The organism is Actinomadura sp. 1N219, from assembly GCF_044326405.1.
In the GTDB taxonomy this organism is placed as follows: domain Bacteria; phylum Actinomycetota; class Actinomycetes; order Streptosporangiales; family Streptosporangiaceae; genus Spirillospora.
Map to the genome: position 1 here is coordinate 252,074 of NZ_JBIRAY010000009.1, position 20,539 is coordinate 272,612.

Sequence of the window (20,539 nt, forward strand, 5' to 3'; positions counted from 1 at the left end):
AGAGGCTCCGAAGTCAAGGGTGGGACGGAGTCCCATCGCGAAGCGACGCCGAAGGCGCCCTTGACTTTGGAGGGGCGGCCCCGTACGCAGCGCCGCCCCCACCCCCGAATCCGAACCATGAAATAAAGGAGAAGAACAGAAGAACGAGGACCGGGGCCCGTCCGGTCACCATTGACGAGCCCCGGCCGGTCATTCGACCCCGTCACACGGCCGCCGCCCGCGCTTGCGGCGGCCGCCCGGTGGGGCCGCGTTCAGGCTCTGGCGTTCGCCGTCCCGCCCACATGGGACGGTTGTCATAACCGGGCCGGGAACCACAAGCCGAGCGCCTCCCAATCCCACCAAAACGGAGCACTCCGCCCCCACTATTAGACTCGCTGTCAGCGCAAACGGGACCCGCCCTACAACCATCCCCACCCCAGCAGCTAGATTGCTGGTGACCGACGAGTAACACCGACGTCACGTGACAAGGCCGTCAGAACGACCGACCGGCAACGTCCGAGGACGCGGTCATACGGCACGTTGGGGGCGGAGCCGTGAGGCCAGCCGGTGTGGCCGTGAGCAAGATCGGCCGCTGAGAGCCGCTGAGACAGGAGACCCGCACATGCCCGAGGCAGTCATCGTCGCAACCGCGCGCTCGCCGATCGGCCGCGCATTCAAGGGGTCGCTCAAGGACATGCGGCCCGACGACCTCACCGCTCAGATGATCACAGCCGCGATGGCCAAGGTCCCGCAGCTGGACCCGGGCCAGATCGACGACCTCCTGCTCGGCTGCGGCCTGCCCGGCGGCGAGCAGGGCTACAACATGGCCCGCGTCGTGTCCGTCCTGCTGGGCTGGGACGACGTGCCCGGCGCGACCATCACCCGGTACTGCTCGTCCTCCCTCCAGACCACTCGGATGGCGTTCCACGCGATCAAGACGGGCGAGGCGGACGTCATCGTGTCGGCGGGCGTCGAGACCGTCAGCCGGTTCGCCAAGGGCAGCAGCGACGGCCTCCCCGACACGCAGAACCCGCAGTTCGCGGACGCTCAGGCCCGCACGGCCAAGGCGGGCGAGGGCGGCTCGCCGGTGTGGCACGACCCGCGCGAGGACGGCGGCCTTCCGGACATCTACATCGCGATGGGCCAGACCGCCGAGAACGTGGCGGGCATGCGCGGAGTGTCGCGGCAGGCGCAGGACGAGTTCGGCGTCCGCTCGCAGAACCTCGCCGAGAAGGCGCTCGCCAACGGCTTCTGGGAGAAGGACATCACCCCGGTGACGCTCCCGGACGGCACCGTCCTCGCCAAGGACGACGGCCCCAGGCCGGGCACCACCTACGAGAAGGTCTCGCAGCTCCAGCCGGTGTTCCGCCCGGACGGGACGGTCACCGCCGGCAACTGCTGCCCGCTGAACGACGGCGCCGCCGCGGTGGTGGTCATGAGCGACACGAAGGCCGCGGAACTCGGCATCACGCCGCTGGCCAGGATCGTCTCGACCGGCGTCACGGGCCTGTCCCCCGAGATCATGGGCCTCGGCCCGGTGGGCGCGTCACGCAAAGCTCTCGCCAAGGCGGGCATGACGATCGACGACATCGACCTGGTCGAGATCAACGAGGCGTTCGCCGCCCAGGTGCTCCCGTCGGCGGCCGACCTGAACATCGACATCGACAAGCTGAACGTGAACGGCGGCGCGATCGCGGTGGGCCACCCGTTCGGCATGACGGGCGCCCGCATCACCTCCACGCTGCTCAACAGCCTGAAGTTCCACGACAAGCAGTTCGGGCTGGAGACGATGTGCGTCGGCGGCGGCCAGGGCATGGCGATGGTCGTGGAGCGCCTCTCGTAGCGCCCTGGTCGCCCGACTCGTAACGCCCTGGACGCCCGGCGGCCCGCCGCAGAACATCTCACCACCGCCACGGCGGGCCGTCCGCTCACTCCACCCGCCCACCCCTCGGACCTGCGGGTTTTCCGGAGAACATCCCCGTTATTGACGATCTACGTAACGTAATAGATAGGTCCCCGTTAGGGGGTTGTCACATCCGGACTCCTGTTGCAGAGTCAGCAGGAAGAGCCCCGCGACCTGGAGGTGCCAATTGTCACTGAACCACTCGCCGGAGACGCACAGCAAGCTGATAGCCCGCATTCCGCAAGTCACAGGACGTGACATCCCCGAGTGGTTCACCGCCATCGAGAACGGCCCGTCGTTCACCCGCTGCGAGGAACGCAGCTCGTGGCTGGCCGAAGAGCACAACCTCTCTCACGGCTACGCCGCGGCCCTGGTGCGCGAGCACGAGCGCACCCGCCGTGCGAGGCACTACTGAGCCTGACGCCGAGCGCATCGTGCGCATCTAGCGCCGAGCGAAGAGCAAGGCTTCCGTAAGAACTTCATACAGACTTGGTGGGATCCCGCCAACGGATGCCCCCGTCGTCGTGCCGCCGCGTAGCGCCACGACTCTGGCGCAGAGATCCCACATTTGATCAGCCCCACGCCCAGGCGCGGGGCTGATCATTGCGCTTGCGAAGACCACCCCCGCCTCCTCAGACGTTGAGCCGCGTCCCCAAGCGCCAGCCGCGTCCTCAAGCGTTAAGACGCGTCCTCAAGGTTTAAGACGCGCGGCGAGTTCCTCGGCGCCAGGCCCGGACACCTCGGACAGAGCGGCCGCGCGCCCAGCACAAACCAGCAGAAGCGCGGCCATGGTCGCCCGAACCTCGGGCCCGCGCCCCACCGACCAGGGCATATCGGTGGCGACGAGCCGGAACCCGGCCACCTTTCGCACCGAGGGAAGCGGCCGAGGCCAGCGCATCGACAGCACCCGGCCGGCGGCGACGGCCGCGGCATGCGACGGCACGTCATGGCGAAGCCCCAGAGGGATCGCGATGTCCTGCCCGTGGACGAGGATGTCGGTGAGCGTCTCCAGGTAGGTGACCCCGATATTGTGCCGCCGCGACCCCACCATGCCCCGGATCTGAGCGATGATCTGCTCGTCCGTCAACGCGGCGGCACGCCGGCAGGCCGCATCCTGGATGGTCCGGTCGAGGCTGCCGCGCCACCGCGCCATCATCGCGATCGCGGCGCCGAGGCCGATCTGCTGCAGCGTCAGGTGCGCGGCGACGTCCCGCACCGTCCAGCCGGCGCACAGCGACGGCTGCCGCCACTGCTCGTCCGACAGGTTCTCAAGCAGGTCGGCCAGGCCGTGCCGCTGCGTGTCGATCACCTTCCAGACCTGATCGGCGTCCATCACGACCGACGTGACGGGAAGAGAGGGTCGCTCGACGTTCATACCGATGCCTCCACTGAGCGCGGACCGACGACCGACGTGACGAGCGCGGAGATCTGCGCGGACGGGTCGAACGCCGGGTCCGGGTTGGCCAGCTGGTGCAGGACGACTCCCGTCCAGTGGTTCATGATGATCGGCGCGTCACGCTCCGGATCGGCCGAGCCCGCGATGCGCAGCCAGTTGGTGAACCAGGCGTTGACTCGGGCGCCGGTCTCAGCCAGGCGCGCCCGCAACGACGGCTGAATGCCCGCCTCGACGAGGATCGCGTACCGGGCCAGGGTCAGTGTCCGGCGCGGGCCGGTCGCGTCGTGTGCGAAGACGGTCAGCGCCTGGGCCAGTTCCCGTGGCGTGGTCGGGGACACGTGCGCGGCGACCTCGTCCCATCCGGCCCGCTCCCGGGCGGCGAACCGCTCCACCACCGCGTCGAGCAGCGCGTCCCGGGTCCGGAAGTGATTGGACGCGGACCCGGCCGGCAGTTCGGCCGCGGCGTCGACGGCGCGATGCGTGAGCCCGCGCATCCCCCGCTCACCGAGCACGGAGATCGCGGCATCGAGCAACCGCTCACGTCGATCCGACACGCCTCGACACTACACCCGTAGTACAGGAAACTTCAATAGTAGTACCGGCACCGCATAGCACATCCACAACAACTCACAATTGCGCGCAGCTAAATGTGAAGACATTTCTGAATTGCCGGGTTCTGGCCTTCCTCAAAACCGTCACGCGGGAAAGCGCCCGATCGAGCGGACCGGCGCCCTCGGCAGAGCGCCGGCCGGCCGTTGTGTGCCCCTGGTCGGACTCGAACCGACACGTTGGCTCTTTTAGGGAGCCCGCCTCTGCCATTGGGCTACAGGGGCGGCGCAATCATATCGAGTCAGCGGGTCATCACGGTGCGTCCTTCCGCCACGCTCGCGGCGGCGCGGACGTTGTGATCACGTCGAATCGCGCGGATTTCATGCCTGCCGATCTGGCCGCTCTCGCAGGCCAGGGCCGATGCGGCGAGATAGAGGAGCCAGACGCGCGCACGGCCGGGTCCGGCCAGCTCCTCGCATTCGGCCCAATGGCGCCGCAGGCCCGCGGCCCAGGCGCGCAGCGTGCGCGCGTGGTCCTCGCGGAGCGCCGCCACGTTGCGCACCTCGAACCCGGCCTCTTCGAGATCGTCGAGGACCTCGCCGAGCGGACGCAGGCCGGCGTCGTCCGGGAACATGTAGCTGGTGATGAACGTCCGCCGGGCCTGATGCTGCGCCCCGGCACGACGGACGGGCTGCTGCAGGACGAGCCGTCCACCGGGCGCGAGAAGCTCCTGCAACCGCGACGCCGGACGCTCGATGGACGCCACCCCCGCCAGCCCGACGATCGCGTCATAGGGCCCGTCACCGGCCTCGGCCAGGTCGAACCCGCGGACCTCGACGTCGTCGTCCGCGGCCGTGGCGCGCACATGGGCGGCCTGCTCAGGGGTGCGGGCGAGCGCGACGACCCGGGCGCCGTGATGGACGGCGGCATGCCGGGCGAACGCGCCCCAGCCGCAGCTCACGTCGAGGAGCCGGGCCCCGTGGAACAGCCCGAGGCTCTCGGCGAGGCCCACGTGCGCGACGAACTGGGCGGCGTCCAGACCGTCCTCAAGGTCGGCGTCCAGACCGCCGTCGAGGTCTGTGTCTAGGCCGTTCCAGTCCCCGGTGACGTGCGCGAGCCCTTCGCCGAAGAGCCGCGCGAAGAACGCGGCGGGCTCCTTCATCGGCTCACCGTCCGCGTCGGCATCGGCGTCGGAGCCGCGCCGTCCGGTGGCGAGTTCCTCCGGGGGCGGCTTCGGCTCGGGGCCGACGGCGCCCAGCGTCACGGCGGTGCGGACGATGTCGCGCTTGTCGTCGCTGCTCAGCCGGATCGGCTCGTCGCCGTTGCGCATCACTCGCCGGACGGCGTCGAGCGCGGCGAAGACGTCCCCCTCGATGTCCAGCTCACCGGCCACGTAGGCACGGACGAGCCCCATCTCGCCGGGCTTCCACAGCAGCCGCCGCAGCGCCCGCCGATGCTTGATCACGAACGTCGGCGCACCGGACGGCCCGACGGAGCTGCCGTCCCAGCCGAGCACACGTATCGGCAGCGCGTCCGCCGCCTCCCGACCCTCCCGACCGCCCCGCCCCTCCTGGCTGTCCCGGCCCTCCCCCAGAAGGATCTTGGTGAGCAGCGGCGCCAGCCGGAGCGCCACCCCCTTCGTCGCGGGGCCCGTCCCGCCGGCCTCCTCGGCGGCGGACGCCGCCTCCAGTTCCGCGGGCACGTCGCTCCAGATGGCGTCTCCGTCGTGCATGGCAGGGCGCGCCTCCTCGCGAGGACGATGTCAGACCGGATGACCGTCAAACCATGATGACCGGGCAGGACGGGTCATGTGTCGTGCTGGCGTCCGGCCGCGAGCTCGAACTCCTGACGGGGCCATTCCAGTTCGCCGAGGGAGACGATCTCGCGCCGGAAGAACGCCGCGAGCGTCCAGTCCATGGTGATCCGGAATTTACGATTCACAGTCGGCATCCGCGACAAATGGTATGTGCGGTGCATGAACCAGGCTGGGAGCCCGCGCAGCCGCAATCCGTACACGTTCGCCACGCCTTTGTGCAGGCCAAGGGTCGCGACCGAGCCGACGTAAGCGTGCACGTACGCCTTTCTGGGCTTTCCGCGCAGATCCGCCACGATGTTGTCACCCAGGCGTTTGGCCTGCCTGACCGCGTGCTGCGCATTGGGCGCGGTGAAGTCGCCGGTGCCGGTGAGGTCGGGGACGGCCGCGTTGTCACCCGCCGCGTAGACGCCCTCCACCCCCTCGACGGTCAGCTCGGCGGTCGCCTTGACGCGCCCCTTGTCGTCGATGGGAAGGTCGCTGTCCTTGACGACGGGGTGCGGCTTCACCCCGGCGGTCCACACGAGCGTCCCGGCGTCGAACTCCTCGCCGTCGCTCAGCACGATGTGCCGCCCCTCCGCCGACTTCAGCAGCGTCTCCATCTTGATCTCGATGCCGCGGCGGCGCAGCGCCTCCGCCGCCCAGCGCCCCATCTCCGGCCCCACCTCGGGCAGGATCCGGTCGGTCGCCTCGACCATCAGCCAGCGCATCTCGCCCGTCTCGATGGTCGGGTAGGACTTGCAGGCGTCCCGCGCCATGTCCTCCAGCTCCGCCATCGCCTCGACGCCCGCGAACCCGGCCCCGACGAACACGAACGTCAGCGCCCGCCTCCTGACCTGCTCGTCGTCCGCGTTGGCCGCGGTGATGTCGAGCTGGTGCAGGACGTGGTTGCGCAGGAAGATCGCCTCCTCGACGGTCTTGAACCCGATCCCGCAGTCGGCGAGGCCGGGGATGGGCAGCGTCCGCGAGATCGATCCGAGGGCGACCACGAGCAGGTCGTAGTGGACGTCCCGCTCGGGCACGCCCGCGGTCTGCGCGCCCGCGGGCCGGATCGTGAGCCGCTTGGACGCGTGGTCGATCCGCGTCACGAACCCGTTCAGGATCCGGCAGCGCCTCAGCACCCGCCGCAGCGGCGCCACGACATGCCGCGGCTCCACGTTCCCGGCCGCGGCCTCCGGGAGGAACGGCTGGTAGGTCATGTAGGACTGGGGGTCGATGACGGTGACGACCACCTCGCCGCGGCGCAGCTCGCCGCGCAGCCTCTTCTGCAGGCGCAGCGCCGTGTACATGCCGACGTACCCGCCGCCGACGATCACGATGTGCGTCGCGGTTCCAGGATTGCGATCGGAAGGCATGTCGGGAGCGATACCCGCATACGGGCCTGTTCACCAGATGCCGCGACATCAAGTACGACCGCCCCGCGCGGCCGGATTCGACAAGTTCGCAAGTCGTCCGAACCAAGCCGTCCGAATCCGCATCTCAGGGGACGTAGCAGAAGGAGACCGGTCCCGCCTACGGGACCGGCGGAGAAAACGCGGGTCAGGGCCGGACGGGGGCGCCAAGCGGCCGCAGGACGTCAGGCCGGGACAGGGTCGGCCCTGACCGCTCCGGCCGCTTGGCCAAGGCCCTGCCCCGCGCCCCGCCTTCCACCCCGGTCAGCGGTAGTCGCGGGCGCGCGCGAAGACGTCGTCCAGCATCTCCTCGGTGACGCGCCCCGTGAAGGTGTTCTGCTGGCTCGGGTGGTAGCACCCCAGCATCAGGACGGGCCCGCGCGCCCCCGCCGAAGGCGGCGGCGCCAACTCGATCTCCGCCCCGTGCCCGAACTTCGGCCGCGGACGCGGCAGCCCGTACCCGGCCTGCCTGAGCGCGGGCCACACGCCCTGCCACGCGAACCCGCCGAGGCACACGATGCAGCGGACGCTCGCCGCGACCTGCTCGACCTCGCGGGACAGCCACGGCAGGCACGTCGTGCGCTCCAGCGGCGTCGGCTTGTTGTCGGGCGGCGCGCAGCGGACCGTCGCCGCCATCCGCGCGCCGATCAGCCGCTGCCCGTCGCCCGCGTGGACGCTCGTCGGCAGCGCGGCGAGCCCGGCCCGGTGCAGCGACGCGAACAGCCAGTCGCCCGACCGGTCACCGGTGAAGATCCGCCCGGTGCGGTTGCCGCCGTGCGCCGCCGGAGCGAGCCCGACGATCAGGATCCGCGGCTCCGGCTCGCCCCATCCGGCGATGGGACGCCCCCAGTACTCCTCGTCCGCGAACGCCCGCCGCCGCTGGACGGCAATTTTTTCGCGCCATTCCACGAGCCGGTCGCAGGCCCTGCACACCGACTGCCTGGCGCACAGTTCGTCCAGGTCGGGGGCCTTGGCGGCCAGCTCGATGACGTCCCCGACCCCTTGCGCCACAGGCGTTTCGGCGGTCGCGGGGTCCTCGGGCCATCCGGTGCCGGGCGGCACGAACGGAGCGTTGGCGGTCGGCATACCATCGATCGTCGCACGCCACAGGCGGTGGCCGGGTTCCGCCCATCTCTCTGCACAGGCCGTTCATCTCGGTACGATGCGTTCGCCGGTCGGGGAGGCGGGAGTCCGGCACGCCATGGGCGAAGCGGAGGCAGGCAGTGTCGCAACCGGGCTGGTATCCAGACCCCTACGGCACCGGCAGCCTGCGCTGGTGGGACGGCGAGAACTGGACGGAACGCCTCAATCCGGAGCCGTCCCGTCCTCCACGGCTGCGTCTCCCCGCGCAGGAGCAACGGCCACGGGACGAATACGAGGAGTCCCAGTACGGGGCCCAATACGGGGCCGAGTACGGGACGCACGGGACGCACTACGCGGCCCCGCACTTCCAGCAGCCGACCTGGGAGGCCCGTCCGGCCGTCCAGCCGCTGGACATGAACGTGCGCGGCCTGCACCTTTACGCCGACGACCGGTTCGTGGCGTACGGCAACGCCTCGCTCCAGTGGCCACATGTGGAATGGGTGGCGTACTGGGCGGCGGAGCGTCCGGCCGGATACGGCCAAGCCGCGGGCACGCAGTGGGTCTTCCAGGCGGGCCGGTACCCGTTCCGCGGCGGGCCGCGCGTCGAGGTGGTCATCGAGCAGGACGCGATGCACGCGAACTCGGGAGCGAGCCCGGCCCACCCGGACGCGCCGGTGACCGAGGGCGAGCCGGAGCGCGTGTGGGGGCGGCTGATCCAGCTGTGCCAGGAGCACGCCGAGCAGCGGCTGGTGGGCGAGTTGGCGGGACGCGTCAGGTCGGGCGAGTCGGTCGACGTGGCCCAGGGCCTGACCGTGCATCCCGGCGGCGTCCGCGGCAACCGCGTCTCGCTGAGCTGGACGGCGATCTCCGGGGCGACGGTGGACGGCGGGCGGGTGTGGATCCAGCAGGCCAACAGCTCCGCGCCGATCCTCTACATCCCGCAGCAGAACCCGAACGCGGTGCTCATCCCGGCCTTGCTGTCCCAGCTGAAACGCTGAGCCCCCGGCCCGCGGGAAGGCTCAGACGAGGGACCAGGCGAGACCGTCCAGGATGTCGTGCTCGCTGACCACGACGGCGCCGAACCCGTACTCCCGCATGATCCGGTCGAGGATCAGCGCGCCCGCGCCGATCACGTCCACGCGGCCGGGATGCATGACGCCGAACTCGGCGCGCTCGGCGCGGGTGGCGTGCAGCAGCCGCCGCGTCACCTCGTGGACCTGCGTGGCCGTGATCCGGGACAGGTGGATGCGGGACGGGTCGTACGCCGGCAGCCCGAGCGCGATCCCGGCGACCGTGGTGACGGACCCGGCGAGCCCGACGAGCGTGCGCGCCTCGTGCACCGGCACCGTCTGGCGGACGGCGGCGAGGGCCGCGTCGATGTCGGCGGCGGCGCCGGAGATCTGCTGCGGGGACGGCGGGTCGCCGTCCTTCAGGTGCCGCTCGGTCATCCGCACGCAGCCGATGTCGATGGAGCGGGCGGCGTCCGCGGAGGAGCTGCCGACGACGAACTCCGTCGACCCGCCGCCGATGTCCACCACCAGGTAGGGCCGCGCCGGACGCAGCGCGGCCAGCTCCCGGGTCGCGCCCGTGAACGACAGCTCGGCCTCCTCGTCCCCGGTGATCACCTCGGGCACGACGCCGAAGATGTCGACGACGCCGCTGACGAAGTCGGCCTGGTTGTCGGCGTCGCGGGTCGCGCTGGTCGCCACCACCCGCGTCTTGATCGGACCGTGCCCGGCCCGCGCCCCGTGGTGGTCGATCAGGTCGGCGTAGCCGCGCATGGCGGCAAAGGTACGTTCCAGAGCGGCGGGCGACAGCCGTCCGGTCTCGTCGACGCCCTCCCCCAGGCGGACGATCTCCATGCGGCGTTCGACGTCCGTCAGCGTCCCGCCGCCCTCGCCGGGGGCGATGTCGGCGATCAGGAGGCGGACGGAGTTCGTCCCGCAGTCGACGGTCGCGACGCGCGTCACCGTCCCACCCCCGAGTCCGCGTCGGCGTCGGCCCTGTCCACGTCATCCGCGTCGGCGTCCACGTCGACGCAGGGTCCGGAGCGCCACCACTCGGGCAGCGCGTCGAGCCCTTCCCGGCCGAACGGGCTGATGCCGGGCACGGCGAGCTCGTGGGCGATGAGGGCGTGCAGGCATTTGACGCGCTCCGGCATGCCGCCGGCGCTCTGCGTGCCCTCGGGCAGCGGCTCGATGCCGTCCTCGCGGGCCGCGTCGCCGCGCCGCCGCAGGTAGTCCTCGTGCGCGGCCCTGTACTCGGCCCTCAGCGACGGGTCGGCCGCGAGCCTTTCCTGCATGTCCCGCATGACCCCGCCGCCCTCCAGCGTCCCGATCGCGGACGCGGCCTTCGGGCAGGTCAGGTAGAACAGCGTCGGGAACGGCGTCCCGTCCGGCAGCCGCGGCGCCGTCTCGATCACGGCGGGCAGGCCGCACGGGCAGCGGCTCGCCACCCGGCGGACGCCGCGCGGCTCCCGTCCCAGCTGGGCCGCCACCGCGGCCGTGTCACGTGCTTCGATCATGTACGTCCCCACCGGCGGACTTCCCCGATCCGCCTCGACAGCGCGCTCCCACCGCGCCCCTCCGACCAACACGGCCCCCTCGGCCTACGACACCCCTCCGAACAGCACTGCCGCTCCTCCGGCCGGTACTGCCTTCAAACCAGCACTGCCTTAACCCAGTACTGCCTTCAAACCAGCGCCGCCTTCAAGCCAGCGCTGCCCCTCCGGGCAACGCGGCCTCTCCGACCGGCGCCTTCCGACGCCCGTCCGTCGCCGCCCCGCCCCGTCCGGCGCCGGCCGAGGCCCTCTTGGCGGTGCCTCGCGGCGCCGACGCCGCTCCCGGTCCGTGCCCGGCCTCTCCTGCCGGGGCGCGGCCGTTCGGGTCCCGCCGGCCCGGGTGGACGGGTCAGCGCGGCCTGTCGGCGGACTCGACCGACCGCCACAGCGTCTCGTACCAGGGCGGCCGGCTCGCCGGTCCGCCCTTGCGGGCCTGCCGTCCGTCGCCCCCGCTGCCGTCCAGGACGATGTAGCACTTTACGTCAGGGCGGCAGTAATGGAGCCTTCGCGTCGCCTCTCGCTCAATGTACGACTTCTCGCCCAGTTGTTGCTTGCGTTGGGCAAGGATCTCCACTTGCCGCCGGGCCACCGCCTCCTTGCGCTGGAGCTCGGCGATCTCCTTGCGCTGCGCGATGTACTCGCGGACGGGGTAGGCCAGGCTCAGCGCGATCGCGCACACCACCACCGCCAGGATGGCGGCGCGGCTGGTCAGGGCCGGGTTTCCGCGGCGCGCGCCGCCTGCGTGCCCGGCCTCGTGGCCGAGGTCGTCGCCGTCGTGCCCGCCTTTGGGGGCGGCCTTGTCGTCAGCCATCGTGTCCCCTGCGTGGTCGTCTTCGACTCGCGTGTCTCCGGTATGCGGTCGGGCTCGTCCGTCCGAAACCCGGCGGATCGGGGACCGGAACGAGGTTCCGGTCCCCGGAGGGCGTCCGGCCCGCCCCCGCGCGCCTCAGCCTCAGTCAGGCCGCGTCATGTCAGCCCCGGGCGTCAAAGCGCGGGAACGCCGCGGCGCCGGCGTAGCGGGCGGCGTCGTCGAGCAGCTCCTCGATGCGCAGCAGCTGGTTGTACTTGGCGACGCGGTCGCTGCGGGCGGGCGCGCCGGTCTTGATCTGCCCGCAGTTCGTGGCGACGGCCAGGTCGGCGATCGTGGTGTCCTCCGTCTCGCCGGACCGGTGGCTCATCATGCAGCGGTAGCCGCTGGTCTGCGCGAGCGAGACGGCGTCGAGGGTCTCGCTGAGCGTGCCGATCTGGTTCACCTTGACCAGCAGCGAGTTCGCGGCGCGGGCCTTGATGCCGCGGGCGAGCCGCTCCGGGTTGGTGACGAACAGGTCGTCGCCGACGATCTGGACGCGGTCGCCGACGGCGGCGGTGAGGCCCTCCCAGCCGGGCCAGTCCTCCTCGTCGAGCGGGTCCTCGATGGAGACCAGCGGGTACTCGCTGATCAGCTCGCCGTAGTAGGCGGCCATGTCGTCGGCGGACCGCTTGGCGCCCTCGAACGTGTACTGCCCGTCGGCGTGGAACTCGGTGGCGGCGACGTCCAGCGCGAGCGCGATGTCGCGTCCGGCGGTGAAGCCCGCCTTGCCGATCGCCTCCATGATCAGGTCGAGCGCCTGGCGGTTGCTCGGCAGGTCGGGCGCGAAGCCGCCCTCGTCGCCGAGGCCGGTGGCGAGGCCCTTGGCCTTCAGCACCGACTTCAGCGCGTGGTAGGTCTCGGCGCCCCAGCGCAGCGCCTCGGCGAAGGTGGCCGCGCCGATCGGCGCGATCATGAACTCCTGGACGTCGACGTTGGTGTCGGCGTGCGCGCCGCCGTTCAGGATGTTCATCATCGGGACGGGCAGCAGGTGCGCGTTCGGCCCGCCGACGTAGCGGAACAGCGGCAGCCCGGCGGAGTCTGCGGCGGCCTTGGCGACGGCCAGGCTGACGCCGAGGATCGCGTTGGCGCCGAGCGCCGACTTGGCCGGGGTGCCGTCCAGGTCAACCAGGAGCTGGTCGATCAGCCGCTGGTCGGACGCGGGGTAGCCGACGAGCTTCTCGTCGATGGTCTCGTTGACGGCCCGGACGGCGTTGCGGACGCCCTTGCCGCCGTAGCGCTCGCCCCCGTCCCGCAGCTCGACGGCCTCGAACTGGCCGGTGGAGGCCCCGCTCGGCACGGCCGCGTGCGCCTCGGTCCCATCCGCGAGCAGCACCTCGACCTCGACGGTCGGATTGCCGCGGGAGTCCAGAATCTCCCGGGCGAGTACGGCCTCGATCGACGACACGGGGAACCCCCTGATGATGATGGCGAGTGTCTGAGTGCAGCCACCGAGCCTAGCCGCGCGGCCCCCGCGCCGCCGAACGGGCTCGCCGTCCTCCCCCCGACGCCGTACAAACCGGGCGATCGTGGAGCATTCACGGCACATCCCGGCTGAACGATCTTTTACCCGTCCACCACGGTCGTGTTTGCCCTGTTCCGGCAAGAAAGATCTGGTACTGGCAGGAGCGTCCCCGGGAGGTCGTCATACGTGTCCGGCACCGGCGCTTCCGGCCCACGCGCGTACGGCACAGGCGCTTGCGGCCCGAGTGGCTCCGGCTCGGGCGCCTCCGGCCCGAGTGGCTCCGGCCCGGACGGCTCCGGCCCGGACGCCTTCGCCGCGGGTCTTCCGAGCGCGGCGAGACCGGCGGGGGGCTGAGCGGCTGGATCTGGCGCGCCGTGCTGCGCCACCCCAAGATCCGGCTGCGGGTGACGATGACCTCGACGCTGGTCGCCTTCGTCCTGACCACGGCGATGGCGGGGCTGGTGCTGTCGGGCAGCCGGAAGCAGACGTTCGACGACTCGGTCCGGGACCTCTCGCAGGACGGCCGCCGCGTGGCGTCCGCGATCAACTCCAGGGCCCTGGCGCGCGAGATCGACGTCACCGGCCGCGAGCTGCTGGTGGTCACGGACGCGCAGGGCCGGGTGATCGCGACGTCCCCGCGGATGCGCGGCCGGGAGCCGGTGCGGCTCCCACCGCCCCCGCCCTCGGACGACCGCCGCGACGGCCGCGCCTGCAACATCGACGCGCCCGGCGGGCCGTGCTTCCTCGTCGTCCAGTACCGCGTGGGGACGGGGGCGAACGCCAAGTACGTCTACTCGCTCACGCCCGAGCCGGGGCTCGTGCCGCAGCCGAGGCTCGCACTGCTGCTGCTGATCGGCATCCTGCTCGGCACCGGCATCGTCGCCTACGGGACGTGGCGCTCGGTGGGCGGCACGCTGCGCCCGGTGGAGGACATCCGCCGGGAGCTGGACGAGATCACCGCGACGGACCTGGAGCGCCGCGTGCCGGTGCCGGCCCGCCGGGACGAGGTGGGGATGCTCGCCGTGAGCATCAACGCGACGCTCGACCGGCTGGAGCGGGCGGTGGCGCGGCAGCGCGCGTTCGTCATCGACGTGTCCCACGAGCTGCGCAGCCCGCTCGCCGCGCTGCGGATGGAGCTGGAGCTGGCCCTGTCGGGCCCGGACGACGCCGACGTGCGCGACACGCTCCAGGCCATCCTGATCAACACCGACCGGGTGGCGGCGGTGGTGGACGACCTCCAGGCGCTGTCCCGCCTGGAGGCCGACAGGAACTTCCCGCGCGAGCCCGTCGACCTGACCGAGCTGGCCGATCAGGAGGTGCTGCGCCGCCCGTTCCGCAGCCAGGTGACCGTCCTGGCGGAGGGGGCGGTGACGGTGAACGGCGGCCGCAGCGAGCTGTCCCGGCTGCTGACGAACCTCATCGACAACGCCGACCGGCACGCGGCGTCCGAGGTGACGGTCATCATCCGGGTGGAGCAGCCGTCCACCGCGGTGGTCGAGGTGATCGACGACGGCACGGGCGTCGCGCCGAAGGACCGGGAGCGGGTGTTCGAGCGGTTCGCGCGGCTGGCGGAGGGCCGGCACCGCGACGCCGGCGGGACGGGCATCGGCCTCGCGATCTCCCGCGACATCGCCGAGGCGCACGACGGCTCGCTGGTCCTCACCGACCGCGTGGACGGCGTCCCCGGCGCCCGGTTCGTCCTGCGCCTCCCCCGCTGACCCGCCGCGCCGGGCAGGTCAGGCACGCCGCGCCGGGCGGCTCAGGCGCGCCATGCCGCGCCGGGTCAGGCGGGCCGTGCCGGGCGGGTCAGGAGAGTCCGAGCTCGGAGCGGAGGCGTTCGCGTTCGTACTCCAGCAGCTCGATCTGCCCCTCCAGCTCCTCCCGGGCGGCGAGGTACTGGCCGGAGTCGACGTTGTCTCCGGCGTCGGCGGGCGGCGGGGTGAGGTCGGCGCGCAGCCGTTCGAGGGACGCGTCGAGGTCGCGGAGCCGGGCGTGCCGGTCGTCCTCGCCTGGCCGCTCCCCGCCCCGACCCATGCTGCTCTGGTTCATGTGTACCTCCCTGCCCGTGGCGGGACGGTTCACCCACGCGGCGGGTCAGATGCGGATCACGGTCTTGCCGCGCGCGCCGCCCGCCCGGTTGGCGGCCAGCGCGTCCGGGGCGTCCTCCAGCGGCACCTCGCGCTCGACGCGGACGCGCAGGTCGCTCGCGTCGATGAGGTCGGAGAGCCGGTCGAGCGTGTCGGACGTGAGGCCGCCGTCCAGGTTGGCGCCGCGCAGGCCCTTGGCCTCCATGGCGTCGGGGTTCACCGACCAGATGGAGCTGACGTAGGTCCCGCCGGGGCGGAGCAGCTGCGCGATGTCCTCGGTGGCGGGGGTGTCGCTGACCATGTCGAGGACGGCGTCGATCCCGTCCTTATGGACGGCCAGCACCTGCGCGTTGAGACCGTCGGCATCGTCGTCCCTGGAGTGGTCGACGGTCTCGTCCGCGCCGAGGCGGCGCATCGTCCCGGCCATGTCGTCGCGGGCCGTCGCGATCACCTTGGCGCCGGCGAGGGACGCGAGCTGCACCACGCCCTGCCCGACGCCGCCGGTCGCCCCCACGACGAGGACGGTCTGCCCGGCGTCGACCCGCGCCTCGTCCACCATGCCGAGCGCGGCGGCGCTCGCGGTCGGCACCGCCGCGGCCTGCGTGTAGATCATCCCCTCCGGCATCACGGCGATCGGCCCGTCCTCCCGGACGAGGGCGTACTCGGCGAACGCGCCGAGGCCGCGCTCGATCGCGGCGAACGTCCCGTACACCTGCTCGCCCTCGCGCAGCCCGGTCACGCCCTCGCCGACCTCCTCCACCACGCCCGCGCCGTCCACGCCGAGGATCAGCGGGAACGACGCGTCGACGGAGTCCTTCACCATGCCGTCGGCGAGCTTCCAGTCGAACGGGTTCAGCCCGGCCGCGATCATCTTCACGAGGATCTCCCCGGGGCCCGGCTCCGGGCGCGGCAGGTTCATCAGCGCCGGTGTGGCGCCGTACTCGGACACGGCGATGGCTCGCATGACGATCGTCCCCCCGAACGGATACGCACAGCTTAGGTTTCGCGGCGTTCAATCCCGGTGAACACCCCACCGGTGATCTACCCGGACGCCGGACGATCACACAAATCCGCAGGTCAGAGCGCTGTCAGATCATGGCGGCGCGAGCTGGGAGCGGTCGCCGGGGAGGGCGGGGAAGGTCGGCGGCGGGGTGATCGGCGGGATCGGCGGATCGCCGCCGCCGCCGTCGTCGCCGGGTCCGGGGCCCTTGCTGACGCGCAGCGTGACGGTCTCGCCCGGTTCGGCGGAGCCGTGGCGCGGGTCCATCTCGGCGACGGTGCCCTTCTTGTACTCCCGGGACTCGACCGGCTTGGCGATGCGGGTCTCGAACCCGGCCTCGCGGAGCTTCTTGACCGCCTCGTCCGGCTTCATGCCGCGGACGTCGGGCAGCTTGACCTTCTCCTCGCCCGTCCCCTTGCTGAAGAAGTGGGACGGCGGCCGGACGAACGAGGTCGGCGACGTGTCCGACAGCGCCCCGAGCATGCTCTCCTTCCAGATCGGCGCGGGAATCGTCGCGCCGAACACGGAGCCGTAGCAGCGGCCGTCCATGCAGAGGCTTTCCATCGGGTACCGGTAGCCGCCGCGCGGGTCGCCGACCCACACCGCCGCTGCGAGGTCCGGCGTGTACCCGGCGAACCAGGCGGCCGAGAAGTTGTCGACGGTGCCGGTCTTGCCCGCGGCGTCGCGGCCGAGGCCCATTCCGCGGGCCGTGCCCTTGGAGAGCACACCGCTCAGCACGTGGCTGACGGCGTCCGCGACGCCCTCGTCCATGACCTGCTCGCAGTCGCGCGGCGGCACCTTCAGCTTGCGCCCGGACGCGTCCGTGATCGCCCTGATCGCGATCGGCGTGCAGTACTCGCCGCGCGCGCCGAACGCCGCGTACGCCGCCGCGAGCCGCAGCGGCGAGACGGGGTTGAACCCGAGCGTGAACGACGCGAACTCCTCCAGCGGCTTCCCGTTCGCCTGCCGCATCCCGAGCCGCTCGGCCATCTTGACGGTGTCGCAGAGGCCGACCTCCTTCTGCAGCGCGAGGAAGTAGGTGTTGACGGAATGCTGGGTGCCGGTGACGAGGCTGAACTTCTTGCCGCCCTCGCCGTCGGCGGCGTTGCCCAGCGTCTTGGACGCGTCGCCGACGCGCCGCCCCTCGCAGTCGCGGTACCCGACGGGCGTGTACCTGCGCGGCGCCATCAGCCGGGCGCCGAACGGCATGCCCTCGTCCAGCGCGGCGGCCAGCGTGAACGCCTTGAACGTCGACCCGGCCTGCATGCCGATGCTGGAGCCGTGGCTGGCGTCGGCGGCGAAGTTGATCCAGGTCTTGCCGCGCTCCTTGTCGGGGCCGAGGTCGCGGTCGACGACCATCGCCTTGATCTCGCCGGTGCCCGGCTCGACCATCGCCTCCGCCGCCGCCTTGCCCGCGGAGTTCCGCGGCGGGACGTGGCCGTCCACGGCGCGCTGCGCGGCCTTCTGCGCCCGCCGGTCCATCGTGGTGCGGATCGTGAGGCCGCCGCGCTTGAGCAGCTTCTCGCGCGCCTCGGCCGTCTCGCCGAACACCGGGTTGGTGAGGATCTCCCGCTGGACGTAGTCGCAGAAGAACGGCGCCTTGCTGGACACGCAGCCGCTCTTGACCTCGTCCACGTCCAGCCTGATCGGGAGCCGCGCGGTGGCCTCCGCCGTGGCGCGCTCGATCCAGCCGAGCTCGGCCATCCGGTTGAGGACGACGTTGCGCCGCTCCCTGGCCTCCGTCGGATGCTGCGTCGGGTCGTAGGCGTAGGGGTAGCGGATGACGCCCGCGAGCAGCGCCGCCTCGGCGAGGCCCAGCTCGGACGCGTGCTTGGAGAAGTAGTGCCGGGACGCCGCCTCGATGCCGTACGCGCCGTCGCCGTAGTAGGCGATGTTGAGGTAGCGGCGCAGGATCTCGTCCTTGGTGAACCGCTTCTCCAGCGCGACCGCGTACCGCAGCTCGCGGATCTTGCGCGCCGCGGACACCTCCTGCGCCGCCGCCCGCTCCGCGTCCGAGTCGGCCTGGGTGACCAGCAGGTTCTTGACGTACTGCTGGGTGATGCCGGAGCCGCCCTGCGTCACCTGGCCGTGGCCGAGGTTGCTCGCGAGCGCCCGCAGCGTGCCCTGCGCGTCGATGGCGCCGTGGCTGTAGAAGCGGCTGTCCTCGATGGCGAGCACCGCGATCCGGAGGACGGGCGCGATCTTCTCCATCGGGACGTCCACGCGGTTCTGGTAGAAGAACGTGGCGAGGGTGCGGCCGTTCGCGTCGAGGATCGTGGACCGCTGCGGGACGCCGGACGTCGTGAGCCCCTCCGGCTCCTTTAAGAACCAGTCCGCGGCGTCGCGGGCCCCGATTCCGGCGGCGCAGGTGGTGGGGAGCAGCATCAGCGCGACGAGGCCGCCCGCGAGGCCGCCGAGCGTGAACAGGTTGCGCAGCGCGCGGGCCTTCTGGGCGCGGGTGGTGGACGCGGTGAACACGCGGCGGGACCGGCGGCGCGGTCGTCGGGCGCCCCCGTCCATGGGCACGCCTGCCATGGGCACGCCTGCGCCCGCGGGGACGCCCTGTGCTTCTTCGGGGTCCCCGGAGTCACCATCAGCCCCAGCCGACACGCGCTCAGAGTAGACGCGACGTCCCGGCCGGACTACCCCATCCGCGATATTCGGGTAGAAACCTCGCGAATCAGTCGGACCGGATTTCCCGTTCCCACGCTCGGACACGATCGCGGAATACCCGCGATACCGCCCGCAACTCCGCCTCGGCGTCCAGGCCCCGGTCCGCCGCCTCCCGGACGAGCGCGAAAAGCCTTACGCCCACGTCGTTCGCGGTCTCCCCGCCCTCCCCGGCCTCGACCGGAACAGCGCCCGGAACGGCGCCTGCGAGATCGCCGGGGACACCGCCGGGGAGGTCGTCGGCGAGGCCGGACGGGGCGCCGATCCGCGCGGCGCGGCGCTGGAGCTGCGCGGCCAGCGACAGCGCGGGCTGCCCCATCGGCACGCCGTCGAGCGCGGACGCGTCCTCGCCGCTCTTCTCCGCCCGCTCCGCCGCCTTGATCTGCTCCCAGTTGGCGTTGACCTCGTCCGCGCCGGAGACGGTCACGTCCCCGAACACGTGCGGGTGGCGCCGGACGAGCTTGTCGACGATCGCGCCGGCCACGTCGTCGATGGTGAACGCGGTGTCGTCGCCGCGCTCGGCGGCGACGACCGAGTGGAACGCCACCTGCATCAGCACGTCGCCGAGCTCCTCGCGCAGCGCCCCGTAGTCGCCCGCCTCGACGGTGTCGAGGACCTCGTACGCCTCCTCCAGCAGGTACGGGACGAGGGTCGCGTGGGTCTGCTTGCGGTCCCACGGGCATTCGCGGCGCAGCGTGTCCATCACGGTGACGAGGTCGAGGAGCCGCGCGCCTGGCAGGTCGTACGACCCGTGCAGCACCTCCACGTCCAGCGGGTCGTTCACGGCGTCGTCCACTATGAGGTGGCCGATCTCGCGCATCAGCGCCTCATCGCCCTCGGGTGCCGCGATCCAGAGGACGCCGGCTCGACGGGCGTCCGCGACCAGCAGGGCCGCGTCCGGCTCGTCCACCAGTTCCGGGACGATCCCGGCGTCGCCGAGGGACGGCAGCAGCGGATGCCCCGCCCGCGCCCTGACGGCGGACGCCGACCGGAGCGCGTCCCACGCGCGCCAGGTCAGCAGGCCCGGCGCCACGCGGTGCGTGGTCGCGAGCAGCGTGAGGCTCATGCGTTCCGGGTACCCGAATCGGGGCTGGACAGGCGGAACCGGACGGGCCCGACCTCGAACTGGCCCGGGTCGTAGCTGCCGTAGCGCGGGTTGACCTCGATGTCCATGCCGTCCGCCGTGCCGCGGAACAGCTCGTTCCACTTCTGCCCGGCCAGCTGCGTCGCCGGGTTCAGCTCGTCGTTCAGGTCGGCGCCGTACCGCTGCATCACCGCGAGCTGGGTGGCGAGCAGCCGGGCGAGGTCGCGGGAGTGGGCGCGGGGAAGCCCGCTGGCGAGGGTGATCGACCCGGCCCCGCCCTGCTTGTTCAGCGAGACGACGGCGCCGTCCACCTGGGCCCCGGTGACCGTCACGCCCGCCCGCTCGGCCACCTCGTCCGCGACCCGGAAGTTGATCATCAGGGTCAGCGCGCCGCGCAGGTCGGACTCGGAGTCGCCGGCGAGCTGCGGCGCCGGGTTGCCCGGGTCGGCGCGCAACTCGTTGGCGCGCGGGTCCGCCCGGAACTGCTCCCGCCAGTCGCGAACGGTCTGGCTCAGCGTGGTGACGGTGATGCGGTCGTCGCCGACGAGCGCGGCGGTGCCGACCTTCGGCGAGCCGCCGCAGCCGGTCAGCGCGCCCGCCGCGATGACGGCGGCGCCGGCCGCCGCCGCGACCTTCACGGAATTGCCAGGCACGGAAACCTCGTCTCGTCGTCGTCGCCCGATGGGGGTGTGGACCCGACGGGGATGTGGAT

The 20,539-nt window shown here is 72.0% G+C and carries 18 protein-coding genes and 1 tRNA gene; 4 read left to right on the forward strand and 15 right to left on the reverse strand.

Annotated elements, in window-relative coordinates; genetic code table 11:
* Nucleotides 1–601 precede the first annotated feature (601 nt).
* Both ACH35V_RS26450 and ACH35V_RS26455 read left to right on the forward strand, forming a co-directional pair.
* Nucleotides 602–1,822, forward strand: coding sequence for an acetyl-CoA C-acetyltransferase (locus ACH35V_RS26450; RefSeq protein ID WP_395976009.1), 1,221 nt, complete (start codon nucleotides 602–604; stop codon nucleotides 1,820–1,822).
* Between the two features lie 247 nt (nucleotides 1,823–2,069).
* Entirely contained in the window at nucleotides 2,070–2,297 is a 228-nt protein-coding gene (locus ACH35V_RS26455; RefSeq protein ID WP_067799929.1) for a DUF4287 domain-containing protein, read from the forward strand.
* A 276-nt stretch (nucleotides 2,298–2,573) separates the two neighbouring features.
* Here the strand turns inward: ACH35V_RS26455 and ACH35V_RS26460 are convergent, their stop codons facing one another.
* The 6 genes from ACH35V_RS26460 to ACH35V_RS26485 form a co-directional block, all read right to left on the reverse strand.
* Nucleotides 2,574–3,257: a maleylpyruvate isomerase family mycothiol-dependent enzyme gene (locus ACH35V_RS26460; protein ID WP_395976011.1), complete on the reverse strand. Its 684-nt coding sequence runs from the start codon at nucleotides 3,255–3,257 to the stop codon at nucleotides 2,574–2,576.
* Nucleotides 3,254–3,832, reverse strand: a complete 579-nt coding sequence (locus ACH35V_RS26465) for a TetR/AcrR family transcriptional regulator (RefSeq protein WP_395976013.1) — start codon at nucleotides 3,830–3,832, stop codon at nucleotides 3,254–3,256. Before ACH35V_RS26465 ends, ACH35V_RS26460 begins: the two co-directional genes overlap by 4 nt.
* A gap of 206 nt (nucleotides 3,833–4,038) precedes the next feature.
* Nucleotides 4,039–4,111, reverse strand: a tRNA-Leu gene (locus tag ACH35V_RS26470).
* 17 nt (nucleotides 4,112–4,128) lie between these two features.
* Nucleotides 4,129–5,559 carry a class I SAM-dependent methyltransferase gene (locus ACH35V_RS26475; RefSeq protein ID WP_395976015.1) on the reverse strand — a complete coding sequence of 477 codons (1,431 nt, stop codon included), beginning with the start codon at nucleotides 5,557–5,559 and terminating at the stop codon, nucleotides 4,129–4,131.
* A gap of 74 nt (nucleotides 5,560–5,633) precedes the next feature.
* On the reverse strand, nucleotides 5,634–6,995 hold the full coding sequence (locus ACH35V_RS26480; protein WP_395976017.1) for an NAD(P)/FAD-dependent oxidoreductase: 1,362 nt from the start codon (nucleotides 6,993–6,995) through the stop codon (nucleotides 5,634–5,636).
* Between the two features lie 300 nt (nucleotides 6,996–7,295).
* Entirely contained in the window at nucleotides 7,296–8,117 is an 822-nt protein-coding gene (locus ACH35V_RS26485; RefSeq protein WP_395976019.1) for a uracil-DNA glycosylase, read from the reverse strand.
* Nucleotides 8,118–8,254: 137 nt separating this feature from the next.
* Between ACH35V_RS26485 and ACH35V_RS26490 the strand changes: the two genes are divergently transcribed.
* On the forward strand, nucleotides 8,255–9,112 hold the full coding sequence (locus ACH35V_RS26490) for a DUF2510 domain-containing protein (RefSeq protein WP_395976021.1): 858 nt from the start codon (nucleotides 8,255–8,257) through the stop codon (nucleotides 9,110–9,112).
* A gap of 21 nt (nucleotides 9,113–9,133) precedes the next feature.
* On the opposite strand, the gene ACH35V_RS26495 is transcribed toward ACH35V_RS26490, so the two are convergent.
* The 4 genes from ACH35V_RS26495 to eno form a co-directional block, all read right to left on the reverse strand.
* The gene (locus ACH35V_RS26495; RefSeq protein WP_395976023.1) at nucleotides 9,134–10,084 is read right to left on the reverse strand and encodes an exopolyphosphatase; all 951 of its coding nucleotides are present in this window, start codon (nucleotides 10,082–10,084) and stop codon (nucleotides 9,134–9,136) included.
* On the reverse strand, nucleotides 10,081–10,638 hold the full coding sequence (locus tag ACH35V_RS26500; protein ID WP_395976025.1) for a DUF501 domain-containing protein: 558 nt from the start codon (nucleotides 10,636–10,638) through the stop codon (nucleotides 10,081–10,083). Before ACH35V_RS26500 ends, ACH35V_RS26495 begins: the two co-directional genes overlap by 4 nt.
* A 385-nt stretch (nucleotides 10,639–11,023) precedes the next feature.
* Nucleotides 11,024–11,485: a septum formation initiator family protein gene (locus ACH35V_RS26505; RefSeq protein ID WP_395976027.1), complete on the reverse strand. Its 462-nt coding sequence runs from the start codon at nucleotides 11,483–11,485 to the stop codon at nucleotides 11,024–11,026.
* A gap of 160 nt (nucleotides 11,486–11,645) precedes the next feature.
* Nucleotides 11,646–12,929, reverse strand: a complete 1,284-nt coding sequence (gene eno, locus ACH35V_RS26510; RefSeq protein ID WP_395976029.1) for a phosphopyruvate hydratase — start codon at nucleotides 12,927–12,929, stop codon at nucleotides 11,646–11,648.
* Between the two features lie 290 nt (nucleotides 12,930–13,219).
* Here eno and ACH35V_RS26515 point away from each other — a divergent pair, with 290 nt between their 5' ends.
* Nucleotides 13,220–14,704 carry a sensor histidine kinase gene (locus tag ACH35V_RS26515; RefSeq protein WP_395976031.1) on the forward strand — a complete coding sequence of 495 codons (1,485 nt, stop codon included), beginning with the start codon at nucleotides 13,220–13,222 and terminating at the stop codon, nucleotides 14,702–14,704.
* A gap of 88 nt (nucleotides 14,705–14,792) precedes the next feature.
* On the opposite strand, the gene ACH35V_RS26520 is transcribed toward ACH35V_RS26515, so the two are convergent.
* The 5 genes from ACH35V_RS26520 to ACH35V_RS26540 form a co-directional block, all read right to left on the reverse strand.
* Nucleotides 14,793–15,035 carry a hypothetical protein gene (locus ACH35V_RS26520; protein WP_395976033.1) on the reverse strand — a complete coding sequence of 81 codons (243 nt, stop codon included), beginning with the start codon at nucleotides 15,033–15,035 and terminating at the stop codon, nucleotides 14,793–14,795.
* A 45-nt stretch (nucleotides 15,036–15,080) separates the two neighbouring features.
* On the reverse strand, nucleotides 15,081–16,037 hold the full coding sequence (locus ACH35V_RS26525; protein WP_395976035.1) for an NADP-dependent oxidoreductase: 957 nt from the start codon (nucleotides 16,035–16,037) through the stop codon (nucleotides 15,081–15,083).
* Between the two features lie 129 nt (nucleotides 16,038–16,166).
* Nucleotides 16,167–18,608 carry a penicillin-binding protein gene (locus ACH35V_RS26530; protein WP_395976037.1) on the reverse strand — a complete coding sequence of 814 codons (2,442 nt, stop codon included), beginning with the start codon at nucleotides 18,606–18,608 and terminating at the stop codon, nucleotides 16,167–16,169.
* 145 nt (nucleotides 18,609–18,753) lie between these two features.
* Nucleotides 18,754–19,809 (reverse strand): YabN family protein, encoded by a 1,056-nt coding sequence (locus ACH35V_RS26535; RefSeq protein WP_395976039.1) that lies wholly within the window; start codon nucleotides 19,807–19,809, stop codon nucleotides 18,754–18,756.
* On the reverse strand, nucleotides 19,806–20,480 hold the full coding sequence (locus ACH35V_RS26540; protein WP_395976041.1) for a hypothetical protein: 675 nt from the start codon (nucleotides 20,478–20,480) through the stop codon (nucleotides 19,806–19,808). Before ACH35V_RS26540 ends, ACH35V_RS26535 begins: the two co-directional genes overlap by 4 nt.
* Between the last annotated feature and the right edge of the window lie 59 nt (nucleotides 20,481–20,539).